21 protein-coding genes are annotated in these 23,148 nt (G+C 67.2%); 8 read left to right on the forward strand and 13 right to left on the reverse strand.

Translation table 11 applies throughout. The features are described 5' to 3' along the window. The first annotated feature begins 38 nt into the window (after positions 1–38). Entirely contained in the window at positions 39–1,475 is a 1,437-nt protein-coding gene (locus KV110_RS22760) for a short-chain fatty acid transporter (protein WP_218469305.1), read from the forward strand. 2 nt (positions 1,476–1,477) lie between these two features. Here KV110_RS22760 and KV110_RS22765 read toward each other — a convergent pair whose 3' ends face one another. Further along, positions 1,478–1,723, reverse strand: a complete 246-nt coding sequence (locus tag KV110_RS22765; RefSeq protein ID WP_218469306.1) for a hypothetical protein — start codon at positions 1,721–1,723, stop codon at positions 1,478–1,480. Between the two features lie 18 nt (positions 1,724–1,741). Between KV110_RS22765 and KV110_RS22770 the strand changes: the two genes are divergently transcribed. Next, entirely contained in the window at positions 1,742–2,398 is a 657-nt protein-coding gene (locus KV110_RS22770) for a hypothetical protein (protein ID WP_218469307.1), read from the forward strand. Here KV110_RS22770 and KV110_RS22775 read toward each other — a convergent pair. From KV110_RS22775 to KV110_RS22795, 5 genes are all read right to left on the reverse strand, one after another. Beyond that, positions 2,395–2,943, reverse strand: a complete 549-nt coding sequence (locus tag KV110_RS22775; RefSeq protein ID WP_218469308.1) for a hypothetical protein — start codon at positions 2,941–2,943, stop codon at positions 2,395–2,397. The genes KV110_RS22770 and KV110_RS22775 overlap by 4 nt on opposite strands. Before the next feature lie 17 nt (positions 2,944–2,960). Continuing rightward, a complete protein-coding gene (locus KV110_RS22780) occupies positions 2,961–3,227 on the reverse strand; it encodes a helix-turn-helix transcriptional regulator (protein WP_218469309.1) in 267 nt (88 codons plus the stop codon). Between the two features lie 49 nt (positions 3,228–3,276). Next, entirely contained in the window at positions 3,277–4,743 is a 1,467-nt protein-coding gene (locus KV110_RS22785) for a flavin-containing monooxygenase (RefSeq protein ID WP_218469310.1), read from the reverse strand. A gap of 131 nt (positions 4,744–4,874) precedes the next feature. Next, positions 4,875–5,897, reverse strand: coding sequence for an AraC family transcriptional regulator (locus KV110_RS22790; protein WP_218469311.1), 1,023 nt, complete (start codon positions 5,895–5,897; stop codon positions 4,875–4,877). Between the two features lie 35 nt (positions 5,898–5,932). Continuing rightward, positions 5,933–7,201 carry an oxygenase MpaB family protein gene (locus tag KV110_RS22795; protein WP_218469312.1) on the reverse strand — a complete coding sequence of 423 codons (1,269 nt, stop codon included), beginning with the start codon at positions 7,199–7,201 and terminating at the stop codon, positions 5,933–5,935. 68 nt (positions 7,202–7,269) lie between these two features. Between KV110_RS22795 and KV110_RS22800 the strand changes: the two genes are divergently transcribed. Further along, positions 7,270–7,932 (forward strand): TetR/AcrR family transcriptional regulator, encoded by a 663-nt coding sequence (locus KV110_RS22800; protein WP_218469313.1) that lies wholly within the window; start codon positions 7,270–7,272, stop codon positions 7,930–7,932. Positions 7,933–8,396: 464 nt separating this feature from the next. Here KV110_RS22800 and KV110_RS22805 read toward each other — a convergent pair whose 3' ends face one another. The 4 genes from KV110_RS22805 to KV110_RS22820 all read right to left on the reverse strand — a co-directional run bounded on the left by KV110_RS22805 (position 8,397) and on the right by KV110_RS22820 (position 12,791). Then, a complete protein-coding gene (locus KV110_RS22805; protein ID WP_246633921.1) occupies positions 8,397–9,125 on the reverse strand; it encodes a dienelactone hydrolase family protein in 729 nt (242 codons plus the stop codon). Between the two features lie 80 nt (positions 9,126–9,205). After that, positions 9,206–10,459 carry a glycosyltransferase gene (locus tag KV110_RS22810; protein ID WP_218469314.1) on the reverse strand — a complete coding sequence of 418 codons (1,254 nt, stop codon included), beginning with the start codon at positions 10,457–10,459 and terminating at the stop codon, positions 9,206–9,208. Positions 10,460–10,514: 55 nt separating this feature from the next. Further along, a complete protein-coding gene (locus tag KV110_RS22815) occupies positions 10,515–12,050 on the reverse strand; it encodes an MFS transporter (RefSeq protein ID WP_218469315.1) in 1,536 nt (511 codons plus the stop codon). Between the two features lie 69 nt (positions 12,051–12,119). Next, positions 12,120–12,791, reverse strand: a complete 672-nt coding sequence (locus KV110_RS22820; RefSeq protein ID WP_218469316.1) for an SGNH/GDSL hydrolase family protein — start codon at positions 12,789–12,791, stop codon at positions 12,120–12,122. Between the two features lie 188 nt (positions 12,792–12,979). Between KV110_RS22820 and KV110_RS22825 the strand changes: the two genes are divergently transcribed. Both KV110_RS22825 and KV110_RS22830 read left to right on the forward strand, forming a co-directional pair. Beyond that, entirely contained in the window at positions 12,980–14,233 is a 1,254-nt protein-coding gene (locus tag KV110_RS22825; protein WP_218469317.1) for an aspartate aminotransferase family protein, read from the forward strand. Beyond that, positions 14,233–15,360 (forward strand): acyl-CoA dehydrogenase family protein, encoded by a 1,128-nt coding sequence (locus tag KV110_RS22830; protein ID WP_218469318.1) that lies wholly within the window; start codon positions 14,233–14,235, stop codon positions 15,358–15,360. Before KV110_RS22825 ends, KV110_RS22830 begins: the two co-directional genes overlap by 1 nt. On the opposite strand, the gene KV110_RS22835 is transcribed toward KV110_RS22830, so the two are convergent. Further along, on the reverse strand, positions 15,327–16,970 hold the full coding sequence (locus tag KV110_RS22835; RefSeq protein WP_218469319.1) for a (2,3-dihydroxybenzoyl)adenylate synthase: 1,644 nt from the start codon (positions 16,968–16,970) through the stop codon (positions 15,327–15,329). The genes KV110_RS22830 and KV110_RS22835 overlap by 34 nt on opposite strands. Continuing rightward, positions 16,967–18,118 carry an LLM class flavin-dependent oxidoreductase gene (locus tag KV110_RS22840; protein WP_218469320.1) on the reverse strand — a complete coding sequence of 384 codons (1,152 nt, stop codon included), beginning with the start codon at positions 18,116–18,118 and terminating at the stop codon, positions 16,967–16,969. Before KV110_RS22840 ends, KV110_RS22835 begins: the two co-directional genes overlap by 4 nt. Positions 18,119–18,432: 314 nt before the next feature. On the opposite strand from KV110_RS22840, the gene KV110_RS22845 reads away from it, so the two are divergent. Further along, positions 18,433–20,139: an AMP-binding protein gene (locus KV110_RS22845; RefSeq protein WP_218469321.1), complete on the forward strand. Its 1,707-nt coding sequence runs from the start codon at positions 18,433–18,435 to the stop codon at positions 20,137–20,139. Beyond that, positions 20,136–20,456, forward strand: coding sequence for an acyl carrier protein (locus KV110_RS22850; RefSeq protein ID WP_218469322.1), 321 nt, complete (start codon positions 20,136–20,138; stop codon positions 20,454–20,456). The genes KV110_RS22845 and KV110_RS22850 overlap by 4 nt, the downstream gene beginning before the upstream one ends. A 99-nt stretch (positions 20,457–20,555) precedes the next feature. On the opposite strand, the gene KV110_RS22855 is transcribed toward KV110_RS22850, so the two are convergent. Continuing rightward, positions 20,556–21,830, reverse strand: coding sequence for a condensation domain-containing protein (locus KV110_RS22855; protein ID WP_218469323.1), 1,275 nt, complete (start codon positions 21,828–21,830; stop codon positions 20,556–20,558). 91 nt (positions 21,831–21,921) lie between these two features. Here KV110_RS22855 and KV110_RS22860 point away from each other — a divergent pair, with 91 nt between their 5' ends. Next, the gene (locus KV110_RS22860) at positions 21,922–23,145 is read left to right on the forward strand and encodes a cytochrome P450 (RefSeq protein ID WP_218469324.1); all 1,224 of its coding nucleotides are present in this window, start codon (positions 21,922–21,924) and stop codon (positions 23,143–23,145) included. Positions 23,146–23,148 lie beyond the last annotated feature (3 nt).

Consider the following 23,148-nt stretch of genomic DNA (forward strand, 5'->3'; position numbering starts at 1 on the left):
TGCGGATGGGCAGCGTTGGGAAGTAGAGGAACAACTGGATGACGTCCACGATTGAAGAAGCCAGCTCGGAGAAGGGGCTCGCGCGGGTTGCGCAGTTGCTCGCCAGGTGGACGGAGAAGTGGTTCCCGGATGCCTATGTGGTCGCGCTTGCCGGGGTGTTCTTGGTGGCGGTCGCCGCGCTGGCCAACGGCTCGTCGCCGAAAGCGGTCGTCAATGCGTTCGGTGATGGCTTCTGGGATCTGACCGCCTTCACGCTGCAGATGGCGATGGTGGTGCTCAGCGGGTACGTCGTCGCCACGTCCCCGCCGATCGCGCGGCTGATCGACCGGCTGGCCACCGTGCCGCAAACCGCTGCTGGCGCAGTGAGTTTCGTCGCGTTCCTGTCCTGCTCGATATCGCTGCTGAACTGGGGACTCAGCTTGGTTTTCGGCGGTCTGCTTGCCCGTGCGATCGCCCGTCGCACCGATCTACGGGTGGACTATCGCGCGCTCGGCGCGGCGGCGTTCATGGGCTTGGGTGCCGTGTGGGCGCTGGGCATATCCTCCTCGGCGGCGCAGCTACAGGCCACCGCCACCTCCCTGCCGCCGGCCCTGCTGAAGATCACCGGTGTCCTCGACTTCGGACGCACCATCTTCACCTGGCAATCCATGCTCACCTGCGCCATCATCCTGGCGCTGACCGTGGTGATCGCGCACTTCTCGGCACCGAAGGGCGCGGCCATCAAAACGGCTCAGGAACTAGAGGTCGATCTGGACGACCAGCCCGCGGAAGTGGCGCCGCGCTCGCGACCCGGGGAATGGCTCGAGTACAGCCCCATCCTGCCCGCTTTGGCGGGCCTGATGACGGTCGGCTGGTTGATCTCCCAACTCTTCAGCAAGCCGATCCTCACCGTTGTCAGCAGCCTCAACGGCTACTTGCTGATCTTCCTCATGCTCGGCTTGGTCCTGCACGGGACGCCGCGCAAGTTCTTGCAAGCCGTCTCCCTCGCCGTACCCGCCACGGCCGGGATTCTGGTGCAATTTCCCCTATACGCCGCTATGGCCGCGATCCTTACCAAAGCGAAGGGCAGGGGCGGCGTCACGGTCTCCGAGCACCTCGCCGAGTTCTTCACGAGCATCGGCGGCGGCGGGAGCTTCGCCATCGTCATCGCCATCTACACGGTGGTGCTGGGCCTTTTCGTCCCGTCCGGCGGCGGAAAGTGGCTGGTGGAAGCCCCTTACGTGATGCAGTCAGCGACCGACGTCCAGATGAACCTGGGCTGGACGGTCCAGATCTACAACGTCGCCGAGGCGCTGCCGAACCTCATCAATCCGTTCTTCATGCTGCCCCTGCTGGCAGTACTCAAACTGCGGGCGCGCGACCTCGTCGGTTTCACGTTCTTGCAGTTCATCTTCCACCTGCCGGTGGTATTGCTGCTGGTGTGGTTGCTCGGCATGACGTTCGACTACGTCCCGCCGATCTTGCCCAGCCAGTGACCTCAGCCAGCTGCTCGGCGGAACAAACGCCGGACGCGTCCACGGATACCGGAGCGGGCCTGCGGTACCGGGGCAGCGGTTTCGGCGACCGCCTCGGCCGCCGTCGCCTGGGCGAATCGCACGTGCAGCTGCTCGCGCACCTGGTCCGGCGTGTAGGCGCGGCGACGGCGCTCCGCGCGCACGACCACCACCCCGGTGGCAACCACACCGGCCGCACCCGCCAATCCCACTGCCTTCCACCACCTCATACCGCATAGGCTACGGCCATGACGGGTACGGGCATCAGTCTGGACCGAGCACTCGAGCTCACCAGAACCGGCGACATCTGGCTGTTCCGTGGCCATTCGGCGGCCGACCGGGCAATCCGGATGACGACGAACAGTCCGGTGAACCATGTCGGCATGTCCGTGGTGCTCGACGATCTGCCCGCGCTGATCTGGCATGCGGAACTCGGCCGATCACTGCCCGACATGTGGTCGGGTGCCGCGCACCGCGGCGTCCAGTTGCACAATCTGCGCGATGCCGTGCTGGTGTGGGCCCACCGCTACGGTCAGCAGGCCTGGTTGCGCCAATTGAATCGGCCGGCCACCCGCGAGATGGAGGACAGCCTGCTGCGCACCATCGCCCGGCTCGACGGAACTCCGTTCCCTTCCACGGCCGGTCTCGCCGGACGTTGGCTACGCGGCCGGGCGCGTCTCCCGCGCCGCAAGCCGCGCAAGGCGGCCGCGCGAGAGTTGGAGAACGCGTATTGCGCGGAAATCGTAGCCACGACATACCAGGCGATGGGACTGTTGCCGCAGAACCGTAGCCCCAATTGGTATGACCCGGGCCGATTCTGGAGCGGAGACGGACTGCGGCTGTCCGGCGGCTACGAACTGGGTGGCGAGATAGCGGTCCAGACGCCAGGGCCGGGACAACCTTAGTCTTCGGGTTCCGGGTCGGGCCGGGTCCAGCCGAGGACCATGGCCGGCGTGCAGCCGCCGACGAGCAACATCACCAATGCCATCAATCCGCCTGCGTAGGCCATACTTTCGTTGGTGCCCTCGGTGATCACCGCACCGACGATCAGGTAGGCGATCGGGATCATCATCAGATTTTGGGTGACCGTCAGGCCGATGGAGCGTGCGCTGTCGCGTTGTGCGAGCTCGAATTCGTCCAGGACGGCGCCCGGTGCGTCGCCGCGGCGCCCGGAGACGATCTGCAACATGATCCACAGCGGGAAGAACACGACGCTGGCGGGCAACCACAACAACGGAGCCCACTGCACCCCGAACGCGCACAACACACTGACGGCGAGCATGAACGCGAAGGTCAGCGCCAACCCGACGACCAGCATTCGGCGCCGACTCCTGGTTCGCCAGCCGGGCAACGACTTCGACCAGGTGCGCTCGTGCTTGGCGAAGCGCTGGGCGCGGTAGTCCTGGTAGCGCTCGATCGGATTTCGCCGCGAATGGGCAATGGAGTTCATCGGAACCTTCTTTCGGATCAAGTGGTGCGCCCGTAGAGCTCGGTGGACAGCGGCGCGAACTGCGTGCGAGAGAACACCGCCTCCACCGGCAACCCGAAGACGTCGCAGATGCGCATCGCCAGGTCGAGGCTCGGGTAGTGGTCACCGCGCTCGAGCGCTCCGACGGTCTGCGGATTGACCTCGATACGCGCGGCCAGCTCAGCCCGGCTCATCCGCCGCTCGGCCCGAAGCACGCCGATACGGTTGTAGATCGGTAGGCTTTCACCCCTCTTCACCGGACTCATACAACTAAGTGTTGTAAAAACCCAACAGAATGTCAAATGGGTACACCGCTCACTTCCGCAGACCACCATGCTCGTAGCAGGCCGGATCGAAGGTCCGGGTGGCGGCGGCATAGGCGACGTGCGAACCGGGCCATACCGCGAAGACCTTGCCTTCCTCGGTGTGATACCAGCCGGGGCAGCCGCTGGTGAAGACCGTATTGCGCAGTCGCCGTTGCAGTTTGGCGTTGAAACGGTCCTGCACGTCTGGCCGGACATCGAGCCAGCCGCCCGTCCGCGCCAAGTGCTGCAAGGCCAGCCGGGTGTACCGAGCCTGCTTTTCCAACAGGAAGGTGATGGTGTTGGTCAGCGAACCGGTGTTCGGGCCGTACATCATGAACAGATTCGGGTACCCGGACGCGCTGATGCCCAGGTACGCCTGCGGGCCGCGCTTCCATTCGGTGTGCAGTTTCCGGCCGTCGCGTCCGGTGATGTCGATCGGCGCCAGGTACTCGTTCGGCGTGAAGCCGGTGCACCACACGATCACGTCGACGTCGATTGCGGTGCCGTCGGCGAGCACCAGACCTGTCGGCGTCACCCGCCGCACGCCCTCGGTGTGCACGCGCACATGCGGACGATCCAGCGCCGGGTACCAGTCGGTGGACAGGAGCACGCGATTGCAGCCGATCTTGTAGTCCGGCGTCACCGCCGCACGCAGTGCCGGATCCTTGATCTCCCGGCGAATCTTCGCGCGCAGCAGTGCGTGATAGAGCGCGCGCAGCGGGTCCGCGGCATTGAAGATCATCGGTACCCGCATTTCGTACCAGAGCCATTCGACGTTGTGTTCCAGCCGGGCCATACCGGGCAGCCGATGCGCCAGTCGATGGGCGAGACCGGTGCCGCGGTGGTTGTACTTGTTGGCGACCCAGTTCGGGGAGCGCTGGACGACGTGCATCAACGCGACCCGGTCCACGATGGCGGGCACCAGTTGGATGGCGCTCGCGCCGCTGCCGACCACCGCGACGCGTTTGCCCGCCAGCTCGACGGAGTGATCCCACTCGGCCGAATGGAACTGCGCGCCAGCGAAATCCGCGAGCCCGTCCAGGTTCGGAATCCTCGGCCGGGACAACTGTCCGGTGGCGCAGATCAGTGCGTCGAACTCCTTGGTCCGGCCGTCGGCGAACTCGACGACCCAGCGTCCCTCGTCACGGAAGGTCGCCGCGACCACTTCGGTGCCGAACCTGATCTTGGGTGTGATGCCGAACCGGTCGGCGCAGCGGCGCAGATACGCGTGGATTTCCGGCTGTGACCCGTAACGCGCCGACCACTCCGGTTCCAGCGCGTAGGAGAAGCAGTAGGTCGGCGACGGCACGTCACACGCGGCGCCGGGATAGCTGTTCGCCCGCCACACTCCGCCGACGGAATCACCTCGCTCGAACACCTCGTAGGTGTGAATCCCATTGCGGTCCAGCTCGATAGCGGCGGCCAAGCCGCCGAACCCAGCGCCGATGACGGCCACCGATGGCATTGATCCGGTCATGCGGCAACGGTAGGAACCGAGCGGCCCGGCAAGCCATGCCCGGCGCGGGCGGTCTTTTGTCTTTTGCGGACAGCTCAGCGCCTTCCGGACAGCTCAGCGCCTTCCGGACAGCTCAGCGCCTTGCGGACAGCTCAGCGACGGGACCGGCCGGGCGCCGTGCCCGTCCATCGCCGGTAGGCACGGGAGAATCCCGCCGCGTCGTGGTAGCCGAGGCGGCGGGCGACGTCGGCGAGGGTGAGGCCGGCGGCGAGCAGTTCGTCCGCGATCGCCGCGCGCACCTCGTCGACCAGCTCGCGGTAGGTGGTGCCCTCAGCCCGCAGCCTGCGGCGCAGGGTGCGGGCGTCGATGTGCAGGTAGTCGGCGATCCGTGCCATCGTCGGTCCGGTGTCGAGCTCGGCGAGCACCAGCGACCGCACGTGCGCCGCGACACCGCGGCGGGCGCGCCGAGCCTCGAGGGTGCGCAGGCATTGCGCCTCGAGTTCGCGGACGGCGATCGGATCGGCATGCGGCAGGGAGGCGTCGAGCGCGGTGCGCTGCACGACGATTCGGTGCCGCGGAGCTCCCGAGCGCAGCGAGACGTCACCGAGCACGGCAGCCAATGCCGCCGCGCGCGGGCCCGTGAAGCGGGTCTCGATGCGCACCCGGTGCCGCGGGTCGACCGCCACCGGCAGCAGGTGCGCGATCTTGGCCAATTCGCGCTCGACGAAGAAATCGCGCACGTCCGCCGGGATCTGCTCGTCATCGAACACCACCGCCACCTCGGCGCCGGACTCCTCGAGCACCGGCTGGATGAACGCGAAGGACAGTTCGGCGTATCGCACGCCGAGGCGCAGCACCTCGCGCAACGTCGGGCTGGACAGGATCGCGTAGCCCCAGATCCCCAGGCTGGCAATGGTATACCTGCGACCAGCCTCGGTGCCGAGCCCAGGACTGTCCCCGAGAGCTCTGATCAGGTTGCGGGCCACGGTCAATTCCTGCCCCGCCTCCAGCTGAAAGCCCGGCGCGACCAGATCTTCGGCGCGCAGGCCGCTACCGGCCAGGCAGGCTCCGACGGTCATTCCGCGCTCGGTGCCCACCTCGACCAGAATCCGAGCCGCTGCCGCCGCACGCGGATGATCCCAGCCCGGCGCCACCGATACCGCCGCCACCATCATCGGAACGGTACTCCATCGAAGATGGCTGATTACCGCTACCTTCGGAATTCTTCGACCGGCCGGAATTCGGCGGCCCGATCGCCGACCTCATTGCGGTACCAGGTTTCGCGGCGTCGGCGCTGCACCCGGTCGGCGAGATCGTCGACACCGGGAACGGTGCGGCGCAGGGTCTCCAGGCTGAAGATCACCGGTGCTTGCAGGATGGGATGCAGCACCCACGGGAAGCGGCGGGGCATGGCGTGACGGGCGTAGGTCGCCGGTGGTAGCCAAACGGCGGTGTAGCCGATCTGCATCCGGTAGTTGAGTTCGTCGCGAATTCGCTTGGGCCACGGCGTTCCCGGCTTCGGCTCGAAGGCGGGCAGGTAGGACTCCACCAGCTCCGCGCCGTCGGTGCCCGCGGTGTGTGCGCGTTTGACGAACGCGGCGAACATCAATCGCACGCCGTCTCGAAAGTTCAAGGGGTACCAGTCCGGCTGGACACCGAGCAAGTGGCCCACGTAGCGCCAAAAGTGCATCGTCGCTTCGATTTCGCGGATCGTGGTCTGATACCCGATGCTCCACAGCGCAAGGCCGGGCACCACACTGCCCGCCATCAGCGTGAGGGTCGCATCGCCCACGCTGATCGGCACACCCCAGGCGGCGCGGTCCCATTCTGGCCGCTGAATCAATTTGCGGCGCAAGAAGACATGCATGATGCGCACCCGCATGGCGGTCTGCCGCCCGCGCCCTCGCTGCGCCAGTCCCCCTGGCTCGGAGACGTCGATCCAGAACCGCACCGTCTCCAGCTGCCGCTTGTGCGCGCGTTCGCCCGCGTAGCCGCCGGTGTACGAAAGCGGCTTGGTGATCGAGCTTTCCGAATACATCTCCAGCGTGCTGGTGGTGGCGAAGCTGAATACCGAAGTGCCCCAGCGGCGGAACACCCGAGCACCCTGTTCGACCAGCGCCGGATCCAGCCATTCGGGTGCTTTTTCGAATTCGGCGAACAACCGGACCAGCGACGGCGGAGAGTCCGGCACGGACTCGACGCCGTGCGCCAGTGCCTGATCGAGCATCGCTCGGCCCGCCTTCGGGCCGAGCTCACCGAGATAGACCTCGTCCACGAAAGCCTCGGCGACCGGGTCGGCTTGGTAGTAGGCCGCGGCGAAGTTCCTGACCATGGTTTCGTCGGGCTGCGGGTCGAAGCCGACGGCGCGGCGCATGATTCGGCGTGCCCGCTGGACTCGCGGATCGGTAATCCTTGTCCAGTATCGGAATTCGGACGGTATGGCGTCCGCCGCTGCGCTGTTCGAGGTGTCGGTGACCATGAACGAACTGTAAAGTGAGCGAATGCTCACCTTCTACTCTCTTTTGGTTCAACGCAGGGGCGGTTCCGATGTCCGGCGCTGACCGGCGGCGACGCCCCCAGCAGGTGCGGGCTCGGGAATCCCGGGAACGCATTCTGACCGCTGCCGCTCAGCTTTTCGCCGAACGCGGTATCGCCGACACCTCGACGAACCGCATCGCGGCGCAAGCCGGGATGAGCATCGGGTCGCTGTACCGGTACTTCGCCGACAAGGACAACATCGTCGAAGAGCTGCGTGAGCGGGTGCTGAGCGAGCTGGAGGAGCGGTTCGCCGCGACCGTGCTGACCGGCCTCACGGTGTCACCGCGCGAAGCGGTAGCCGCCAGCCTGCGCGCGATCGTCGAGGTGGTGGCACAGCGGGAGGGGCTGGTCCGCGCACTCGCTGCGGAGGCAACCGTACAGGGTGTCGGTCTACCCGACCTGGAGCGCAGACTGCTGGTGCTCACCAGGGCCTACCTGCTGCACCAGCTCGGCCCGGGCCCGCAGGAAGAACTCGAAGTCCGCGCCTTCGTCATGGCGAACGCTGGCCTCGCGGCAAGCCTGCGCTTCGCCCTCGGCCCGACACCCGCCGTCGATCGCGACCGCCTGATCACCGAGACCGCCGACATGATCGGCGACTGGCTCGACGCCGTCGCCCACCGCCGCGAAGACGGCGGGCGGCTACCCCGACAAGATCGATCGACCATTCGCTAGATCCAGGAATTAGCTAACATTTAGCAATACATATCTGATAAGGTAAATGTTCAGATCAAACGATCAGCTAGGAGGCTTTCCATGGACGTCAACAATCTCGAGGGTGCACTCATGTGGCTCGCGATCCTCACCCCGCTGGCAATCATCGGTGGCGCATATCAGCTCATCACCGGGATAGGTCACTTGCTCGGCATCGGCTGAGGGCCGCACGGGACAACACTGCGCCAGCCCAGCGACAAAGGCGTCGCGCAAATTCAGCATTCCGAACGCCGATTGCCGAGCACTACCGGCCGAAACCACAGGCTACTACGTAGCAATCGACGTATTCCTAGGCGATCAGCGCCACGGACCCGGTCCCGACCGCCACGTCCTGCTCACTTCGACACACCGCCGTGCTCGTAGCGGGCCGGGTCGAAGGAGATCCCCCGGTCCGCGCCTGACACCCGCACGAAGACGGCGGCCGGTTACGCCGACAGCGTCGAAGTCACCCAGGACATGGCGCGCGAGATAGCCGTGCGGGAGGCGTCGGTGTCATCGATCGTGTCGAAGGCGTGGTGGGCGTCCGGCACGTCGATCACCTCGAGTTCGGCTCGATGCCGGGTGGCCGCCGCGCTGAACGCGGCTACGGTGGCGGCGATCTCGGGGCGCTCGCGCCCCACCCGGGTCAACAGAATGGGCAGTCCAGTCGCCGACGCGAGCGCAGCCACCGGGTCGAACCGCGCATCGACCCGCCAGCCCGGCAACGGCGCGAGAACGGGATAGCTTGCCGCGACACAACGTAACCACGATGGCGGCATGCGCAGCCAGTCGGCACTGAGCAGTCCGCCGCCGGAAAAGAACCACAACGCCACCCGATCGGGGCCTACGCCGGGCAGATTTCGGGCCGTATCGACAGCCGCGGCCACCTCGTCCGCTGCGGCCGCGTAGTCGTCCAGCGAATACAGGTGGTGCTCCACGGTGATTCCGACAGCGCCATGAGCTGCCGCCAACGATCCGTAGCCGACGAACACCGGCCAGTCGCGCGGCATCGCTTGCAGGTCCGGCGGCAGTGGCCCGCCAGGTACGAAGACAATGATCGGCTCCGGCTCGCCGTTGATTTCCTGCGGACGGTAGATGTCGATGGCACCCGCACGTTCGCGGCGGACTTCGGCCACAGGCAGTACGAACGGACGCATATACGGCGGAACCGGCACCACCCGATTAGACCTGACAACCTGAAGGCACCACAACCGATGTCCGGCGACAACGCTGGTTGTCCGAATTCACTTGGACTTCAGGGGATCTCGTCGACTGTGTCGAGCAAGGTTTCGAGGATGGTGAGGGCTTGTCCGGCACCGTCTTCAACGGCGATCCGATCGGCCAGCTGCCGGGCATTGTCCTGTAGTGAGGGGTCGGTCACAGCGGTGTGAATCGCTGAAACGAGCCGATCGGTGGTCAGTTTGCGGTGGGGAATGGTCGCGACGCTGACGCCGAGTTCGGTGAGGCGTCGTGCCCAGAAAGGTTGGTCCCCCATGGCGGGCACCGCGATTGCGGGCACACCGGCGCGCAGTCCCGCGGCGGTCGTCCCGGCCCCACAGTGGTGGACAACCGCGGCCATTCGCGGGAAAAGCCAGTCGTGCGGCACCTCGCCGATCGTCGATATACCCTCATCGACCGCCTCGAGACCTGCCCAACCGGCCTGAATGACGCCGCGCACGCCGGCCGCACGCAAGGCGCGGCGCACGATATCGGACAGCCGCGCGGCCTGTCGCTCGGTGTTGACCAGGCTGCCGAAACCGACGAACACCGGAGCCGGTCCAGCGTCGAGGAACGCGACCAATTCTGCCGGTGGCCGCCACGCCTTCGGGCGGGCAGGCCACCAGTAGCCGACCACCTCGAGATTCGGCCGCCAATCGACCGGTCGCGGCACCACCGTGGTCGAATACCCGTGCAGTACCGGCCATTCGGCCTCAGTTCGACGGCGCCGCAATGCTCGGGTCGACATCTTGGGCAACCCCAGTTGTCGCCGGAACTCACCGACGACACCGGAGTAGAGGCGATCGACAACCCATGCGCCCGCCCCGGCGGCCAGCCGGTTGCCACCAGCACCGGCCGACCAGGCGCCCAGGACCGCGGGTGGGTACTCGGCAGTGGCCGATAATGGCTGCAATCGCACACCAACCGACGGAATGCCTTTCGCCTCGGCGAGCGGATGTCCGGCCAACTCGGCCAGCGGTGACAGCAGCAGAGCGTCGGCAGGCTCATCGCGCAGAGCCGCCAGCACTCCTTCGCCGGTCGCGCGGACGCCGCTGGGCGCCCAGAAGGCCGCGAGCGCCCGAAGGGGATTCACATCCGAGAGGTCCGCGTCGATGCCGAGATCGGCATCGAGTTGTCGAAATTCCAGCCCGCAGCCGCTGACCAGGTCCGCGAACAGCGCGGGCGCGGCCACCACGACCTGATGCCCTGCCTGTTGTAAACGAACACCGATCCCCGTCAGTGGCGCGATATCTCCGCGACTACCGATACCGACGATCACGACTTTGCGCAAAACTCCCCCTTGTTTCCCGCTCGGGCGTGCGCGCCAGCCGCCGCGGCGGTCGGGCTCAGGCCGGTTTGGGTTCCTCGGCGTCGACTTCGGGGCCGGCCACGAAGTCTCGCTGCCTGATCAGCACGGCGGTCAGTACTGCCACGATGATTGCGATACCGGCACCGACGGCCAGGATTTCGTCGAGCGCAGTCGAATAGCCTTGCGCGGCAGTCTGTGCCGCGAGGCCACGCTGTTGTTCGGGGAGCGACTGGAGTGCCGTGCCCGCTTGTCCTTTGCTGGCCGCCATGGCGAACCGGTCGGCGTGCTCGGCCAGCGGCCCCTCGGACAGGGACGAACGCACGCTGTCCTGTATCCGTGCGGCGAGCAGACTGCCGAGCGCAGCGACGCCGATCGCGATCCCGACCTGGCGCGAGGTCGAATTGATTCCCGAGGCCATCCCCGCACGTTCCGGGGCGACCACCCCGACCGCGACGGCCGCCAACGGGACGTTGAGCAATCCCGCGCCCGCGCCCGCGGCGACGAACCCCGGCAGGAAATGCGTCCAGCTTCCGGCCGGGTCGCTGCCGCGCATCAGCCACAGCCCCACGGCGACCAGGACGAAACCGCCCGCGATGAGCAGGCCGGAGGGCACCATATTGCTGAGCCAACCCGCCAGCCCCGCCGTCAAGAAGATCACCACGGTCATCGGGAGGAACCACAGCCCGACCTCGAACGCCGAATACTGCATGGCGCCTTGCAGGTAGATGGCGATAAAGGTGAACAGCGAGAACAGCGAGGCCGAAATGCCCCAGGCGGCGAGCAGCCCGCCGTTGAAGCTGGGCACCCGGAACAGGCTCAGATCGAACATCGGTGTCGCGGAACGACTCTCGATGACGAAGAACGCGACGAGCAGCACCGCGGCACCGATCAACGAGCCGAGGACGACAACCGATCCCCAGCCGTCGGGATGGCTGCGAATCAGGCCGAAGACCAGCAGGGCCAGCGCCGCACTGAAGGTGATCGCGCCCGGCACGTCGACGCGGCGCTGTGCCGGGTCACGCGACTCGGTCATCCCGAAGACCGTGATCAGCAGGGCCGCGATGCCTACCGGCAGGTTGACCAGGAAGATCCAGCGCCAGGACAGTCCGCTGGTCAGGGCGCCGCCGAGCACCGGCCCGATGGCCAGCGCGACGCCGGTGATCCCGCCGAACGCGCCGAACGCGATACCCCGCTCCTTCGGCGGGAATGCCGCGGCGAGCAGCGCCAGCGACGTCGCGAACATGATCGCGCCGCCGACCCCCTGCAACGCACGGGACAGCGACAGCATCAGGACACCGTTCGCGAGGCCGCACAGCAGCGACGCGAGGGTGAAGATCACCAGACCGTAGGCGAAGACGATCCGACGGCCGACGAGATCGGCAACGGTCCCACCGGTCAGCAGGAAGGCCGCCAGGGTGAGGACGTAGGCGTCGATCACCCACTGCAGGTCGGTCAGCGTCGCGGTGAAGTGGGTTTGGATGTCCGGTAGCGCCACGTTCACGATCGTCACGTCGAGCAAGATCATGAATACGCCGACACAAACACCGATCAGCGTCCACCATTTCGACTGCATCTTGCGTTCCCCTCGAAGAAGGTCCTGGATGCGCGCACGCTCAGAATAGTCCCGCCCGGTAGGCAGCCGCTATCGTTGCGCGGAGAGCGCCTTGATCATTTCCGCGGCCAATACCGCGTGTCCGGCCATCGAGAAGTGCATCCGGTCCGCGCTCAACAGATTCGACCGCAGCCGGGCCGGGTGCTCCGAGACGTCGACCAGAATCGCGTCGTAGCAGGCGGCGACGTCGTCGGTGAGATCGATCAGCGCCTGCAATCGTGCACGCAGTGCAGGTCTGCGCGGCCTGATCTTGACGTCGACGAACGTGAACATCGTTATGCGAGCGCCGATCTCACCTATCGCCGTGCAGATCGTGTCGAGGTTGGCGCGGATGGCCCGCACATCCGGCTCCGGCTGCAACAGGTCGTTGGCCCCGCAGTTGACGTGGACGAGGTCCGGTTCGAACCGCAGCACCGGATCCAGTTGCGTGGCAACGACTTCACCAGTCACCGCGCCGAGCCTGCCGGTGTTCAGATAGGCGAGGTCGGGCTGCACCCGACGCAATGCCGCGGCCACGCGATCCGCCCACGGGATGGTCCGATAGCCGGGGCTCGGATCCCCGGTGCCCGCGGCGACACTGTCCCCCAGCACCGCGTATCTGCGCCACGGCGCGCCCGCGAGTAGTTCGTCGGACGCGCGGTCGTCGAGACAGTACGGATCGGTGTCCTCGGTCAGGATCGGTTGCGCCAACGGATCGGACATACTCGCTCCTCGCGATTCGTCGCGCCATCGTATCCGGCCCGCCACCGCACCGAGAAGCTCTCGGCCACTACCCGTTCCACCCGACCGGACGAGAACTGCCGCGAACCCGTCGCGGCACCGCGCCGCGGTCTTAGCATCGGTGACGTGGCAGCTGACCTCCGCAAACCGCCGCCGGAGCCGGTGCGGCGATGACCCGGCAGACGACTCGACCGGCAGCACCGGCCGCCGATGTACTCGATGGTCACGGCAGGCTCTTGAGCAAGGCGATGGCGCGCATGCTCGGCTCGATCGGCGCCCCGGTCGAGCAGTCGAGCAGCGGTTGTCATGTCGTCGACCAGGCGGGCGTCGAATACCTGTCGTGCGGTGGCTACGGAGTGTTCTTGCTCGGTCACTGCCACCCGCGAGTGGTCGACGCGGTGGTCGGGCAGGTGCGTACCCGGCCGCTCGGTTCCCGCCTGCTGGTGGACCCGGACATCGTGCGGGCCGCCGAGGCGCTGATCGGTATCGCGCCGCCGGGGCTGGCGCACGTGACGTTCACGAACTCCGGTGCCGAAGCCGTCGAGATCGGCCTCAAACTGGCCAGGGCGACGGGACGTCATCGAATCATCGCCATGGAAAACGGGTTTCACGGCAAGACCATGGGTGCGCTGTCGGTCACCGGAAATGAGCGCTACCGCAAGCCCTTCGGTGCGTTGCTGCCCGGCGTCGAGCACGTCCGGTTCGACGATATCGCGGCCCTCGACAGCGCATTGGCGACCGGCGGGCCCGCCACGGTCATCGTCGAGCCGGTCCAAGCCGAAGGCGGCGTCCGGATCCCGCGGGCCGGGTATCTAGCCGCAGTGCGGGAGCGTTGCGACGCGCACGGCGCCCTGCTCATCGTGGACGAGATCCAGACCGGACTCGGCAGGCTCGGCCGCGAATGGGGCTGCTCGTTCGAGGACGTGGCGCCGGATATCCTGTTGTCCGGCAAGATTCTCGGCGGCGGCGTCTACCCCGTCGGCGCTGCGCTGGCGACGTCGCGGGTGCATCGGCCGTTCGACCGGGTCCCGTTCCTGCACACGTCCACCTTCGGTGGCAATCCGGCCGCCGCCGCGGCTATCCGCGCCGCGTTGGCGGTGATCGCGGACGAACATCTGGTCACCCGCAGCGCTGAACTCGGGGCGCTGCTGCTGCCGCAGGTCCGCGAGCTCGTCTTCGCGGGCTGCCCGCAGTTGGTCCGCGAGGTGCGCGGGCGCGGACTGCTGATCGGCATCGAATTCGTCGGCGCGGGCGCGGCGCTGAACATGATGCGGGAAATGTTGCGCCGCAGGGTGATCACCTCCTACTCCCTGAACGCCGACCAGGTGCTGCGACTGACGCCGCCCGCGTTGTTGAGCGCGTCCGACGTGGATTGGCTGCTGTCGGCCTTACAGGCGGCCGCCCTGGAAATCGGTAGAGCGTAATGGAATTCCTGCGAGTCGAGCGCGCGTGCCTGGCCGCCTTCCTACCCGAGCTGGCCGACGGCCTCGACGCGATGCTCCTCGCCGAATGCGAGCGAGCACGCGGCCCCGCGATCGAGCTGTTCCGCAGCAGCGGCGGCCCGGGGCTGCTGGTCCCGAAGCGGTATCACGGGCGCGGCGCGAGCGCCGTCGACGCCGTCCGCATCCAGCGCGCGGTGGCGGCGCGTGCCCCGTCGCTGGCGATCGCCAGCACCATGCACCATTTCTCGGTCGCCACCGTGACCGCCCTTGCCGAGAGCAACCAGGGCGCCGAATGGCTGCTGCTGCGCTCGATCGCCGACAAATCGATGCTGGTGGCGTCCGGCTTCGCCGAAGGCCGACCCGGCCAGCACATCCTGAAGCCCGCGCTGCATGCGCGGCGCGTACCAGGTGGCTTCCTGGTGACGGGATCGAAGAAGCCGTGCAGCCTCACCTGGTCGATGGATGTGCTGACGGCGAGCGCCCAGATACCGGCAGACCTCGGTACCTCTGGCGAACCGGCATTGGTCGTTTTGCAGATTTCCGCCGACAGTCCGGGGATCACCCGAAAACCGTTCTGGGCCAACCCCGTACTCGCCGGGGCGGAAAGCGACGAAATAGTCCTCACCGACGTGTTCGTGCCCGAGCAGTTGGCGGTGGTCGCCGAACAGGCAGGCGACCGAATGGATCCGGTGCACACCCGTGGGTTCGTCTGGTTCGAGCTGCTGATCTGCGCGTCCTACCTTGGTATAGCCAGTGGCTTGGCCGAACGGGTGATCCGCGAGCAGCGCGGCACCGCGAGCGAACGATGCCAGGTCGCGGCACCATTGGAGACCGCGATGGCCGCACTCGAAGGCGTCGCGGGCGAGGTCGATGGTGGCAGCGCCGATCTCGGCAAAGTGCTGCTGATCCGCTACGGGGTGCAGCGGGCGATCGAGGGCGCGAGCATGCACGCCGCCGCTCTGGCGGGCGGGCTGAGCTTCATCACCGGTGCCGACGTGGGGTACCTGCTGGCCGCTTCGCGGGCGCTGGCCTATCATCCGCCCTCGTTCGGGTCGGCGGCCGAGGCGCTGGACGGCTATCTGCGCGGTGAGTCGATCACGCTGGCCTGACGCGAATCCGCTTTACCGGCAAGGTCGCGGCGAAGTGCGACCTTGTCCACCTTGCCGAGGTGGGTGAGCGGCAATTCCGCTACCGTCGCCAGCTGATCCGGCCACTTGTACTCCGCGACGCCGCGCCCGTCCAGGAAGTCCCTTAGCTCACCGAGGGTGAGTGCCGCGCCAGAAACGACTACAGCGCAGGTCTTCTCACCCATCAGCCGGTCCGGCACCGCGACGACGGACACCCGGCGTACCGCGGGATGAGCCAGGATGTGGGCTTCGACCTCCTCGGCGGATACCTTCTCGCCCCCGCGATTGACAATGTCCTTGACCCGGCCCTCCACCACCAGGCAGCCGTCGGCGGTGCGCCGCGCGAGGTCACCGGTGCGCAGGAATCCGTCCGCGGTGAAGGCGCTCGCATTGGCGGCCTCGGCCCGGTAGTAGCCACGAATCGTGGTGGGCCCCCGGAACAACAGGTGGCCAACGGTTTCCGGCCGCACCTCGTGGTCAGCGTCGTCGACGATTCGCCACTCGTCGGCCTCGGACAGCGGCCTGCCCTGGGTGGTGTACCGGCGCTCCGGATCGTCGCCGGGCCGGGTGAAAACCAGTGGCCCCTCCCCCATCCCGAACCATTGGGTCAGCGTGCAGCCGAGCTCCGGCTCGACCCGTCTGGCGATCTGTTCCGGCAGCCGTGCCCCGCCGACTTCGAGCACGAGCCCGGACAGATCCGCGTCGAATTCCATTGCCAGATCGAGCCACAACGTCACGAAGGAGGGCATCAGGGTGGTGAGCGTCGGATGTTCGGCGGCAATCAACGGGAACGCCTCGTCCGGGCTCGGGGTCGCGGCCAGCACCGCCGTGGCGCCGGCGCGCAGCGCGCCGAGGACGCCGGGACAGCCGAGTCCGGCGTTGTGCGCCACCGGAACTACCGCGAGATACACGCCCGCCGCGTCGAATCCCATCTGCTCGGCGGTCGCGCGCAGCTGAAACGCGTAGTCATCGTGGGTTCGCGGGATCAGTTTCGCGGTTCCGGTGGTGCCGCCGGAGAGCAGTAGCAGCGCCACCGACGACGGGTCCGGCGCGGGCAGCGCCCGTGCTGAGGTCGACTCGAGGTCGGTCAACGCGACGAATTCGTCCGGCTCTCCGACCACGATCACCCTACGCACGGTGGGTGCCGCCGCAACGACATCGCGCGCCAGCGCGCGATAGTCCATGCCTCGATATCGGTCGGCGACAACGTAACCCGTCGCGTCGGTGTGCAGGCACAGCTGAGTGATCTCGGTCTGGCGATGCGCGGGCAAGGCCAGCACGGGGATGACGCCGACGCGGAACAGCGCGACGCAGACCACCACGAACTCGACGATGTTCGGCAGTTGGACGACCACCCGGTCACCCGGCTGAAAACCGCGTTCGAGCAGCCCCCAGGCAATGCGGTCCGCCCAGTGATCGAGCTCGGCGTAGCTCCATCGGCGTCGTCCGGCGACGACCGCGATCTTGCCTGCCTGCCGGTCGTCGGCGGTCCGGAGCAGGTCGCCGAGCCGCTCGCCACGCCAGTAGCCGTCGCGTCGGTATCGCGCCGCATCGGCCGGTGGCGTGCCGGGAAAGTCGCCGCGGCCGTTCATCGTGCCGAAATAGTCAGCGGGACAGCGGCATCGGCCCGGTCCGGCGGGTCGAGCAGGCCCGCGCGCCGGAGCAACGGCAGCACACCCTCACCGAACGTGTACGCCTCCTCCAGATGTGGCTGGCCGGACAGGATCAGATGATCGGCGCCGAGTGCGTGTAATTCGGTAATGCGGTCGGCGACCTCCTCGTGGCTGCCGACCAGCGCGACACCGGCACCCGGCCGGACCAGACTGTAGCCTGCCCACATGTTCGGGTAGATCTCCAGCGAAGCGGCCGATTGGCCAGATGCGCCGTTGTGCAGCAACGCCATTCGGCGCTGCCCCTCGGATTGTGAGCGTTCGAAGCGGCGCTGCGCCTCGCGCACCCGGACCGGATCCATGCCGCGCAGGATGCGATCGGCCTCCGCCCACGCCAGTTCGGCGGTGTCCCGGCTGATCACATGGAAGCGGGTGCCGAGCTGGATGGATCTGCCTTCCCGCGCGGCACATTCGCGTGCCTGATCGAACATTCGCGATATCTGCGGCGGCGTCTCACCCCAGGCGAGGTAAACGTCGGCATGTCGCGCCGCGGTCGTCCGCGCCGCGTCGGAGGAACCGCCCAAGAACACCGGCGGCGCGCTGGGCCAGGGACGGGTCAGCGTTGCCGCGGCAACGCGGTAGTGCTTCCCCTCGAAATGGAACGGGGGATGTTCGCGCGCGCCGCGCATGACGGTGAGGAATTCGCCTGCCCGCTCGTAGCGTTCGTCGTGACCGAGCCAATCGCCGTACCGGTGCTGCTCGTCTTCGTCGCCGCCCATCACCACATTGAGCAGCAGGCGCCCACCCGACAACCGCTGACAGGTGGTGGCCATCTGCGCGGCCGTCAGCGGCGACAGCAGGCCGGGCCGGAAGGCGACCATGAACTGGAGCCGGGTCGTCTGCCCGCTCAGCGCCGCGGCGACCAGCCACGGGTCTTCGCAGAACAGCCCGGACGGCACCAGCGCTCCGGTGAAGCCGAGCCGGTCGGCGGCCATGGCGACCTGGGCGAGATAGTCGATGTCCGGCTCGCGGCGGACGTCGGCGGCGGTCGTGGTTCCACCACCGGCCGGGCGCGCGATATTGCGGCCGTCGCCGTGCGAGGGAATGAACCAGTGGAGTCGCAGCGTCATTATTTCTCCCATATCGAGACGCCGGTCGGGCTCTTCCGCGGGAATCGCGTCTCGCCGGCGGGACACGCGGCCGGGCGGCCGGCGGGCTCGGCGCGATGAGATGAATTGCACGCTAGTCCGCAGGTGTCCCGGTGTCATCGACGTGCACCGCGATCGGGGCAGCGAAACATACGGCCTGCGAATCGAATCGGACGGCGGTGTCGCCCGACGATGGCGCGCATACAATTCAGGGCATCATCGTTCGGACGGGGCCGGGGCCCGGACGTTCTCCAGTCTTTCGATCAAGGCGATTATTCGCGCAGGCGGTGGAATTGTTGGCAGCAGCTCGATCGGTACTCGACTGGCTCGAAAACCCGGCCGAAGACAACGGGATCCGGTTTTCCGGTCCGGACGGCACCTGGGATTTCTGGAGTTATTCGCGCCTTGCCGCGCTGACTCGACAATTCGCGGCCGGGCTGACCCAGCGCGGCATCGGTAACGGCCAGCGGGTCACCCTTATTCAGAGTTCCGGCCCGCATTTCGTCGCCTCGTTCTTCGGTGCGATGCTGGCGGGGGCCGTGCCGTCACCGGCGGCGCCGCCGCTGGTCTTCGGCGATATCGCCGCCTACGCCGACCATGTCAACGGCCTCGTACACACGGCGCGTTCGGCTCTCGTGGTGGCCGATGCCCAACTGGTCGACACCATCCGAGAAATCCTGGCCGATGCGGCCGCCGCGCCACCGGTCGCCGATTTCGGCGACGTGCCCGCGACCGAACCAGCCGACCGGACCGGCCGAACGTCAGCGCGCGATTTGGCGCTGCTCCAATTCACCTCCGGCTCCACCGGACGTTCTCGCGGTGTCGAGGTGTCGCACGGGGCGCTGGCGAGCAATGTCGCCGCGATCCATCGGTGGCTGCGCTGGACACCGGCCGATGCCACGGCATCGTGGCTGCCCGTCCATCACGACATGGGCCTGATCGGGTGCCTGGTCGCGCCGGTGGTCATGGGCGGCGATCTGTGGTTGCTCGCACCCGGTGACTTTCTCCGCGAGCCAGCGCGATATCTGCGATGCTTCGGCGAGTTCGGCGCACGGCTGACCGCGATGCCGAATTTCGGACTCGAATACGTGACCCGCCGGGTATCCCCGGATGCCTTGACGGACTGCGACTTCACGGCTTGGCGGGCCGTCATCATCGGCGCCGAGCACATCGATCCGGATTCGTTGCGGCGATTCCACGCGGCGCTGGCTCCGTTCGGGCTCTCCCGCCAGGCGCTATTGCCCGCGTACGGGCTCGCGGAATCGACGCTGGCCGTCACCGGAGTACCGCTGGACGAAGACTGGACCTGCGCCATAGTCGATCCCGATGCGCTCGCGGTCGGATCCCCACTGCGTCAGGTGCCGGACGGGCAGCCGATAGTCGGATGCGGCCGACCACTCGCGGGACTGACCGTCAGCATCGTCGACAGTGATCGGGCAGAACTCTCGAACGGACCAGCCGAATTACCCGAAGGCACCGTCGGCGAGATCGTGGTGCGCGGGTCCTCGGTCGCCGACGGCTACGCCGACAGTCGTGACACCAGGACGACCACCCTCAGCGCTGGCGAGTTGCGTTCCGGCGACGCCGGTTTCGTCCTCGACGGGCAGCTGTTCGTGCTCGGCAGGCTCGGCGACAGCATCAAGATCCGGGGCACCACGGTCTTCGCCGAAGATCTGGAGGCCGCGATGGCGGGCCTGGGCCTGCGCGCACACCGGTGCGCGGTGTTGCTGGGTATGCATCGGCAGCAGCCCACCGTCGTCGCGATGCTCGAACAGGAATTGAGCGAATCCGCGATCGACACTCTGGTCGCGTTGCTGCGGCGGCGCACCGAGACCGCCAGGATCGTGCTCGTCACCGCCGCGCGCGGCGCCATCGCGCGGACATCGAGCGGCAAAGTGCGCCGCCGTCAGTTGTGGAACGCGTTCGTCACCGGGCAGCTGCCGGGGACCGTGCTGTACGACACCCAGGAACCGAAGCTGGCTACAGGAGGCCGACGCTCGTGAACGACTCACTGCCCGAAGACAACGGACGCATGCGTTCAGAGGACGAGATCCGCTCGCTCATCAGGATTCTCATCCTCGAACTGGCGCCCGCACCCGACCGTGCCGACGCGAACGGCGACGCCCGCCTGGTCGACGACCTGGCATTCCATTCGCTGGCGCTGATCGAGATGGCCTTCACCCTCGAGGACGAGTTCGATCTGGAACCGATCGACGAGGCGAGGGCTCGCCAGATCGCGACGATGCGCGATGTCGGGGACTACGTGGTCGCCGAACTGGCACAGCGCGGCGACCTGGCCGATGCGACGCAGGTCGGCTGAGCGGACGCGACTCGGCCGAACGAACATAACTCGGCCGAACGCAGCTGGGCTGAACGAACGCAGCTGGCTGTGCGGAAGCCCGTCAGCCGCGGACGCCGGTCAACCGAGTGAACGGATGCGACGTCCCGGTGCCGCGGCAACCGCGGCGGCGATCTCTGCATAGTCCGCGAGCATCGCGTCGGCGGTGCCCGGATCGAGTCGTTGCTCGGTGAAGAACACCCGGACCGCCGTGTCATGAGCGGACGGCATCACCGCGAATTCCAGGTCGAAGCGGCTGAGCACATCGGGAACCAGCGCCTCGATGGCGATGTCACCCGCGGTGATCGTCCGCTCGATCGGGGCGGCCGCGGCCTGGAAGACGACGCTGTCCACCGGCGTCCCCGCCCCGCTGGCCTTGGTGCGGAGCAGATGGTAGGGCATGCCCTGGTGGGTGAACGCGCCGACGACCGCCTCGTGCGCACGGCCTACGAGTTCGGTGAACGTGTCGTCCGGCGCGCAAAAGCTACGCAGCACAAGCAGGTTCGTGAGCTGGCCGACGGTACGTTGCGTCTCACGCCGGGAACGGTTGGCGAACAAGGAAGCAACCGACAGGTCGGTTTGTCCACTGAGGCGGTGCAGCAGGACGTAGAAGCAGGCGAGCAGCACCGCGAACACCGTGGTGTGGCAGTCCCGCGCCAACTGCGCGAGCTGTTGGGACACCGGCTGACCGAGCGTGCGACTGCGGCTCGTCCGCTTTCCGGTCACGCCCGCCTCGAGCGGCTTCAGCGGCAGCTCGAGTGTCTGCAACCCGGCGAGGCGAGCCTCCCAGTATTCGCGGTGGCGGCGGCCTTGCGGACCGGCCAGGTAGCGCCGTTCTGCCGCGGCGAAGTCCGCGAACTGCCAGTCGACGGGCTCGGGATCGCGGCCGTCGAGTAGGGCGGCGAAGTCCTCCAAAAGGATTGTGCTGGACCACAGATCGCACAACATATTGTGCACATTGAGGCAGAGAATCGCTTCCCGGTCGCCCAATTTCCACAACACCGCGCGCAGCGGGCGCACGGTCGCGTCGATCGGCGTGCGCAGTTCCCGGTATACCTCCTGGAAAGCGACCGAGGCGGCATCGGACCGCCCGGAAAGATCAACGACATTCGCCCGCACCGGAATCGGCTCCCCGATGGCCTGGGTCAATTCCCGGCCCTTACCGGTGAATGTGGTCCGCAGCGCTTCGTGCCGTTCGACAAGGGCCGACAATGCGGAATCCACGACAGCCGAGTCGACTGCACCGCGCAGGCGGCACAGGGTCGGACAGTTGAGCGCGCCGTGCCGATCCCGATATCGCTCCAGGAACCACAGCAGCCGCTGTCCGGTCGATGCGGGTTCTTCGCGAATGGTCATCGAAACCCCTTTGATGACACGAGGAAAACAGCAATTGCCGCTGCGGTCGACAATATTGCTTTACGAACAACAGCGCACCGATACTGACCAGGTGGACGTCGACAAATCCGGCTTGCCGCCCCGGATAGAGGCGCACACCCTGACGATGCTGAATGACCCGTATCCGAAGTACGCGGAACTGCGGCAGGCCGGGGCGTTGTGCCGGGGCGGGCCCGCGCAGTGGCTGGTCACCAGATACGTGGATGTGGCCGCGCTGCTGTCGGATCCGCGGCTGGCCCACCAATTTCCGGAGGCGTATCACCGGTTTTCGGCCGGGGACACCCCGATTCGATCGTTCTTCCAGCGCATCATCCTCGGCCGGGACCGGCCGGATCACACGCACCTGCGCCGACTGATGGGGCAGGCGATCAGTCCTGGTCTGGTCCGGCGATTGCACGCGGACATCACCACGCTGGTCGACGACCTGCTGCTCAACGCTCAGGCCAAGGGCACTCTGGATCTGGTCGCGGACATCGCTTTTCCGCTTCCGGTCATGGTGGTCTGCCGACTACTCGGCATCTCCGCCGACGACCAGGACGAGGTCCGGCCGCATGCGATCGACCTCGGTAAGGCATTCGCCGCGGTGGTCCCCGAGCAGGAGCGTCTCGCGGGCGGCCGTGCGGTCACCTGGTTGCGGGCCTACATCGACGAACTACTGGCGCAACGCCGTCGCAGGCCCGGCGACGATCTGCTCTCCCGCATGCTCACCGCCGAAGACGACGGACGCCGCCTCACCCACGAAGACATCGTCGACAACGCCGTCTTCCTCTTCTTCGCCGGCTTCGAAACCACCACCAGCCTCATCGCCACCGGCTCCGCCGCACTCCTCCAACACCCCGACCAACTCGCACTACTCCGCCGACAACCCACCCACATACCCCACGCCATCGAAGAATTCCTCCGCTACGACGCACCGGTTCAGGTGACCGCTCGGCTCACCAAACAACCCATCGCGATCGCAGGCCGGACGATCAAACCGGGGCGGGTCGTGGTGTTGTCGATCGGTTCGGCCAACCACGACGAACGGCAGTTTCACAATCCAGAGCAGCTGGACGTCACCCGTGACCCCAACCCGCACTTGTCCTTCGGCGGCGGCATCCACTACTGCCTCGGCGCCAGCCTCGCCCGGATCGAGGCCACGGTCCTGTTCACCGGGCTCATCGAACGATTCCCCACGATCGAACCCGCGGGCGCGCCCGTTCGCCAACTCGGTGCGAGTTTCCGATCGTTCGCCCGGCTGCCGGTCTACCTATCCGATCGTGCCGCGACGTCCTGACTC

Origin of the sequence: Nocardia iowensis (assembly GCF_019222765.1) — a bacterium.
GTDB lineage: Bacteria > Actinomycetota > Actinomycetes > Mycobacteriales > Mycobacteriaceae > Nocardia > Nocardia iowensis.

Bases quoted from the DNA above. Each gene is read 5' to 3' on its own strand.
- KV110_RS22785 (WP_218469310.1), bottom strand. From the start codon at position 4,743: ATGACCGGATCAATGCCATCGGTGGCCGTCATCGGCGCTGGGTTCGGC.
- KV110_RS22760 (WP_218469305.1), top strand. From the start codon at position 39: ATGACGTCCACGATTGAAGAAGCCAGCTCGGAGAAGGGGCTCGCGCGG.
- KV110_RS22770 (WP_218469307.1), top strand. From the start codon at position 1,742: ATGACGGGTACGGGCATCAGTCTGGACCGAGCACTCGAGCTCACCAGA.
- KV110_RS22830 (WP_218469318.1), top strand. From the start codon at position 14,233: ATGGAATTCCTGCGAGTCGAGCGCGCGTGCCTGGCCGCCTTCCTACCC.
- KV110_RS22855 (WP_218469323.1), bottom strand. From the start codon at position 21,830: ATGACCATTCGCGAAGAACCCGCATCGACCGGACAGCGGCTGCTGTGG.
- KV110_RS22780 (WP_218469309.1), bottom strand. From the start codon at position 3,227: ATGAGTCCGGTGAAGAGGGGTGAAAGCCTACCGATCTACAACCGTATC.
- KV110_RS22815 (WP_218469315.1), bottom strand. From the start codon at position 12,050: ATGCAGTCGAAATGGTGGACGCTGATCGGTGTTTGTGTCGGCGTATTC.
- KV110_RS22840 (WP_218469320.1), bottom strand. From the start codon at position 18,118: ATGACGCTGCGACTCCACTGGTTCATTCCCTCGCACGGCGACGGCCGC.
- KV110_RS22790 (WP_218469311.1), bottom strand. From the start codon at position 5,897: ATGATGGTGGCGGCGGTATCGGTGGCGCCGGGCTGGGATCATCCGCGT.
- KV110_RS22835 (WP_218469319.1), bottom strand. From the start codon at position 16,970: ATGAACGGCCGCGGCGACTTTCCCGGCACGCCACCGGCCGATGCGGCG.
- KV110_RS22820 (WP_218469316.1), bottom strand. From the start codon at position 12,791: ATGTCCGATCCGTTGGCGCAACCGATCCTGACCGAGGACACCGATCCG.
- KV110_RS22795 (WP_218469312.1), bottom strand. From the start codon at position 7,201: ATGGTCACCGACACCTCGAACAGCGCAGCGGCGGACGCCATACCGTCC.
- KV110_RS22800 (WP_218469313.1), top strand. From the start codon at position 7,270: ATGTCCGGCGCTGACCGGCGGCGACGCCCCCAGCAGGTGCGGGCTCGG.
- KV110_RS22775 (WP_218469308.1), bottom strand. From the start codon at position 2,943: ATGAACTCCATTGCCCATTCGCGGCGAAATCCGATCGAGCGCTACCAG.
- KV110_RS22765 (WP_218469306.1), bottom strand. From the start codon at position 1,723: ATGAGGTGGTGGAAGGCAGTGGGATTGGCGGGTGCGGCCGGTGTGGTT.
- KV110_RS22825 (WP_218469317.1), top strand. From the start codon at position 12,980: ATGACCCGGCAGACGACTCGACCGGCAGCACCGGCCGCCGATGTACTC.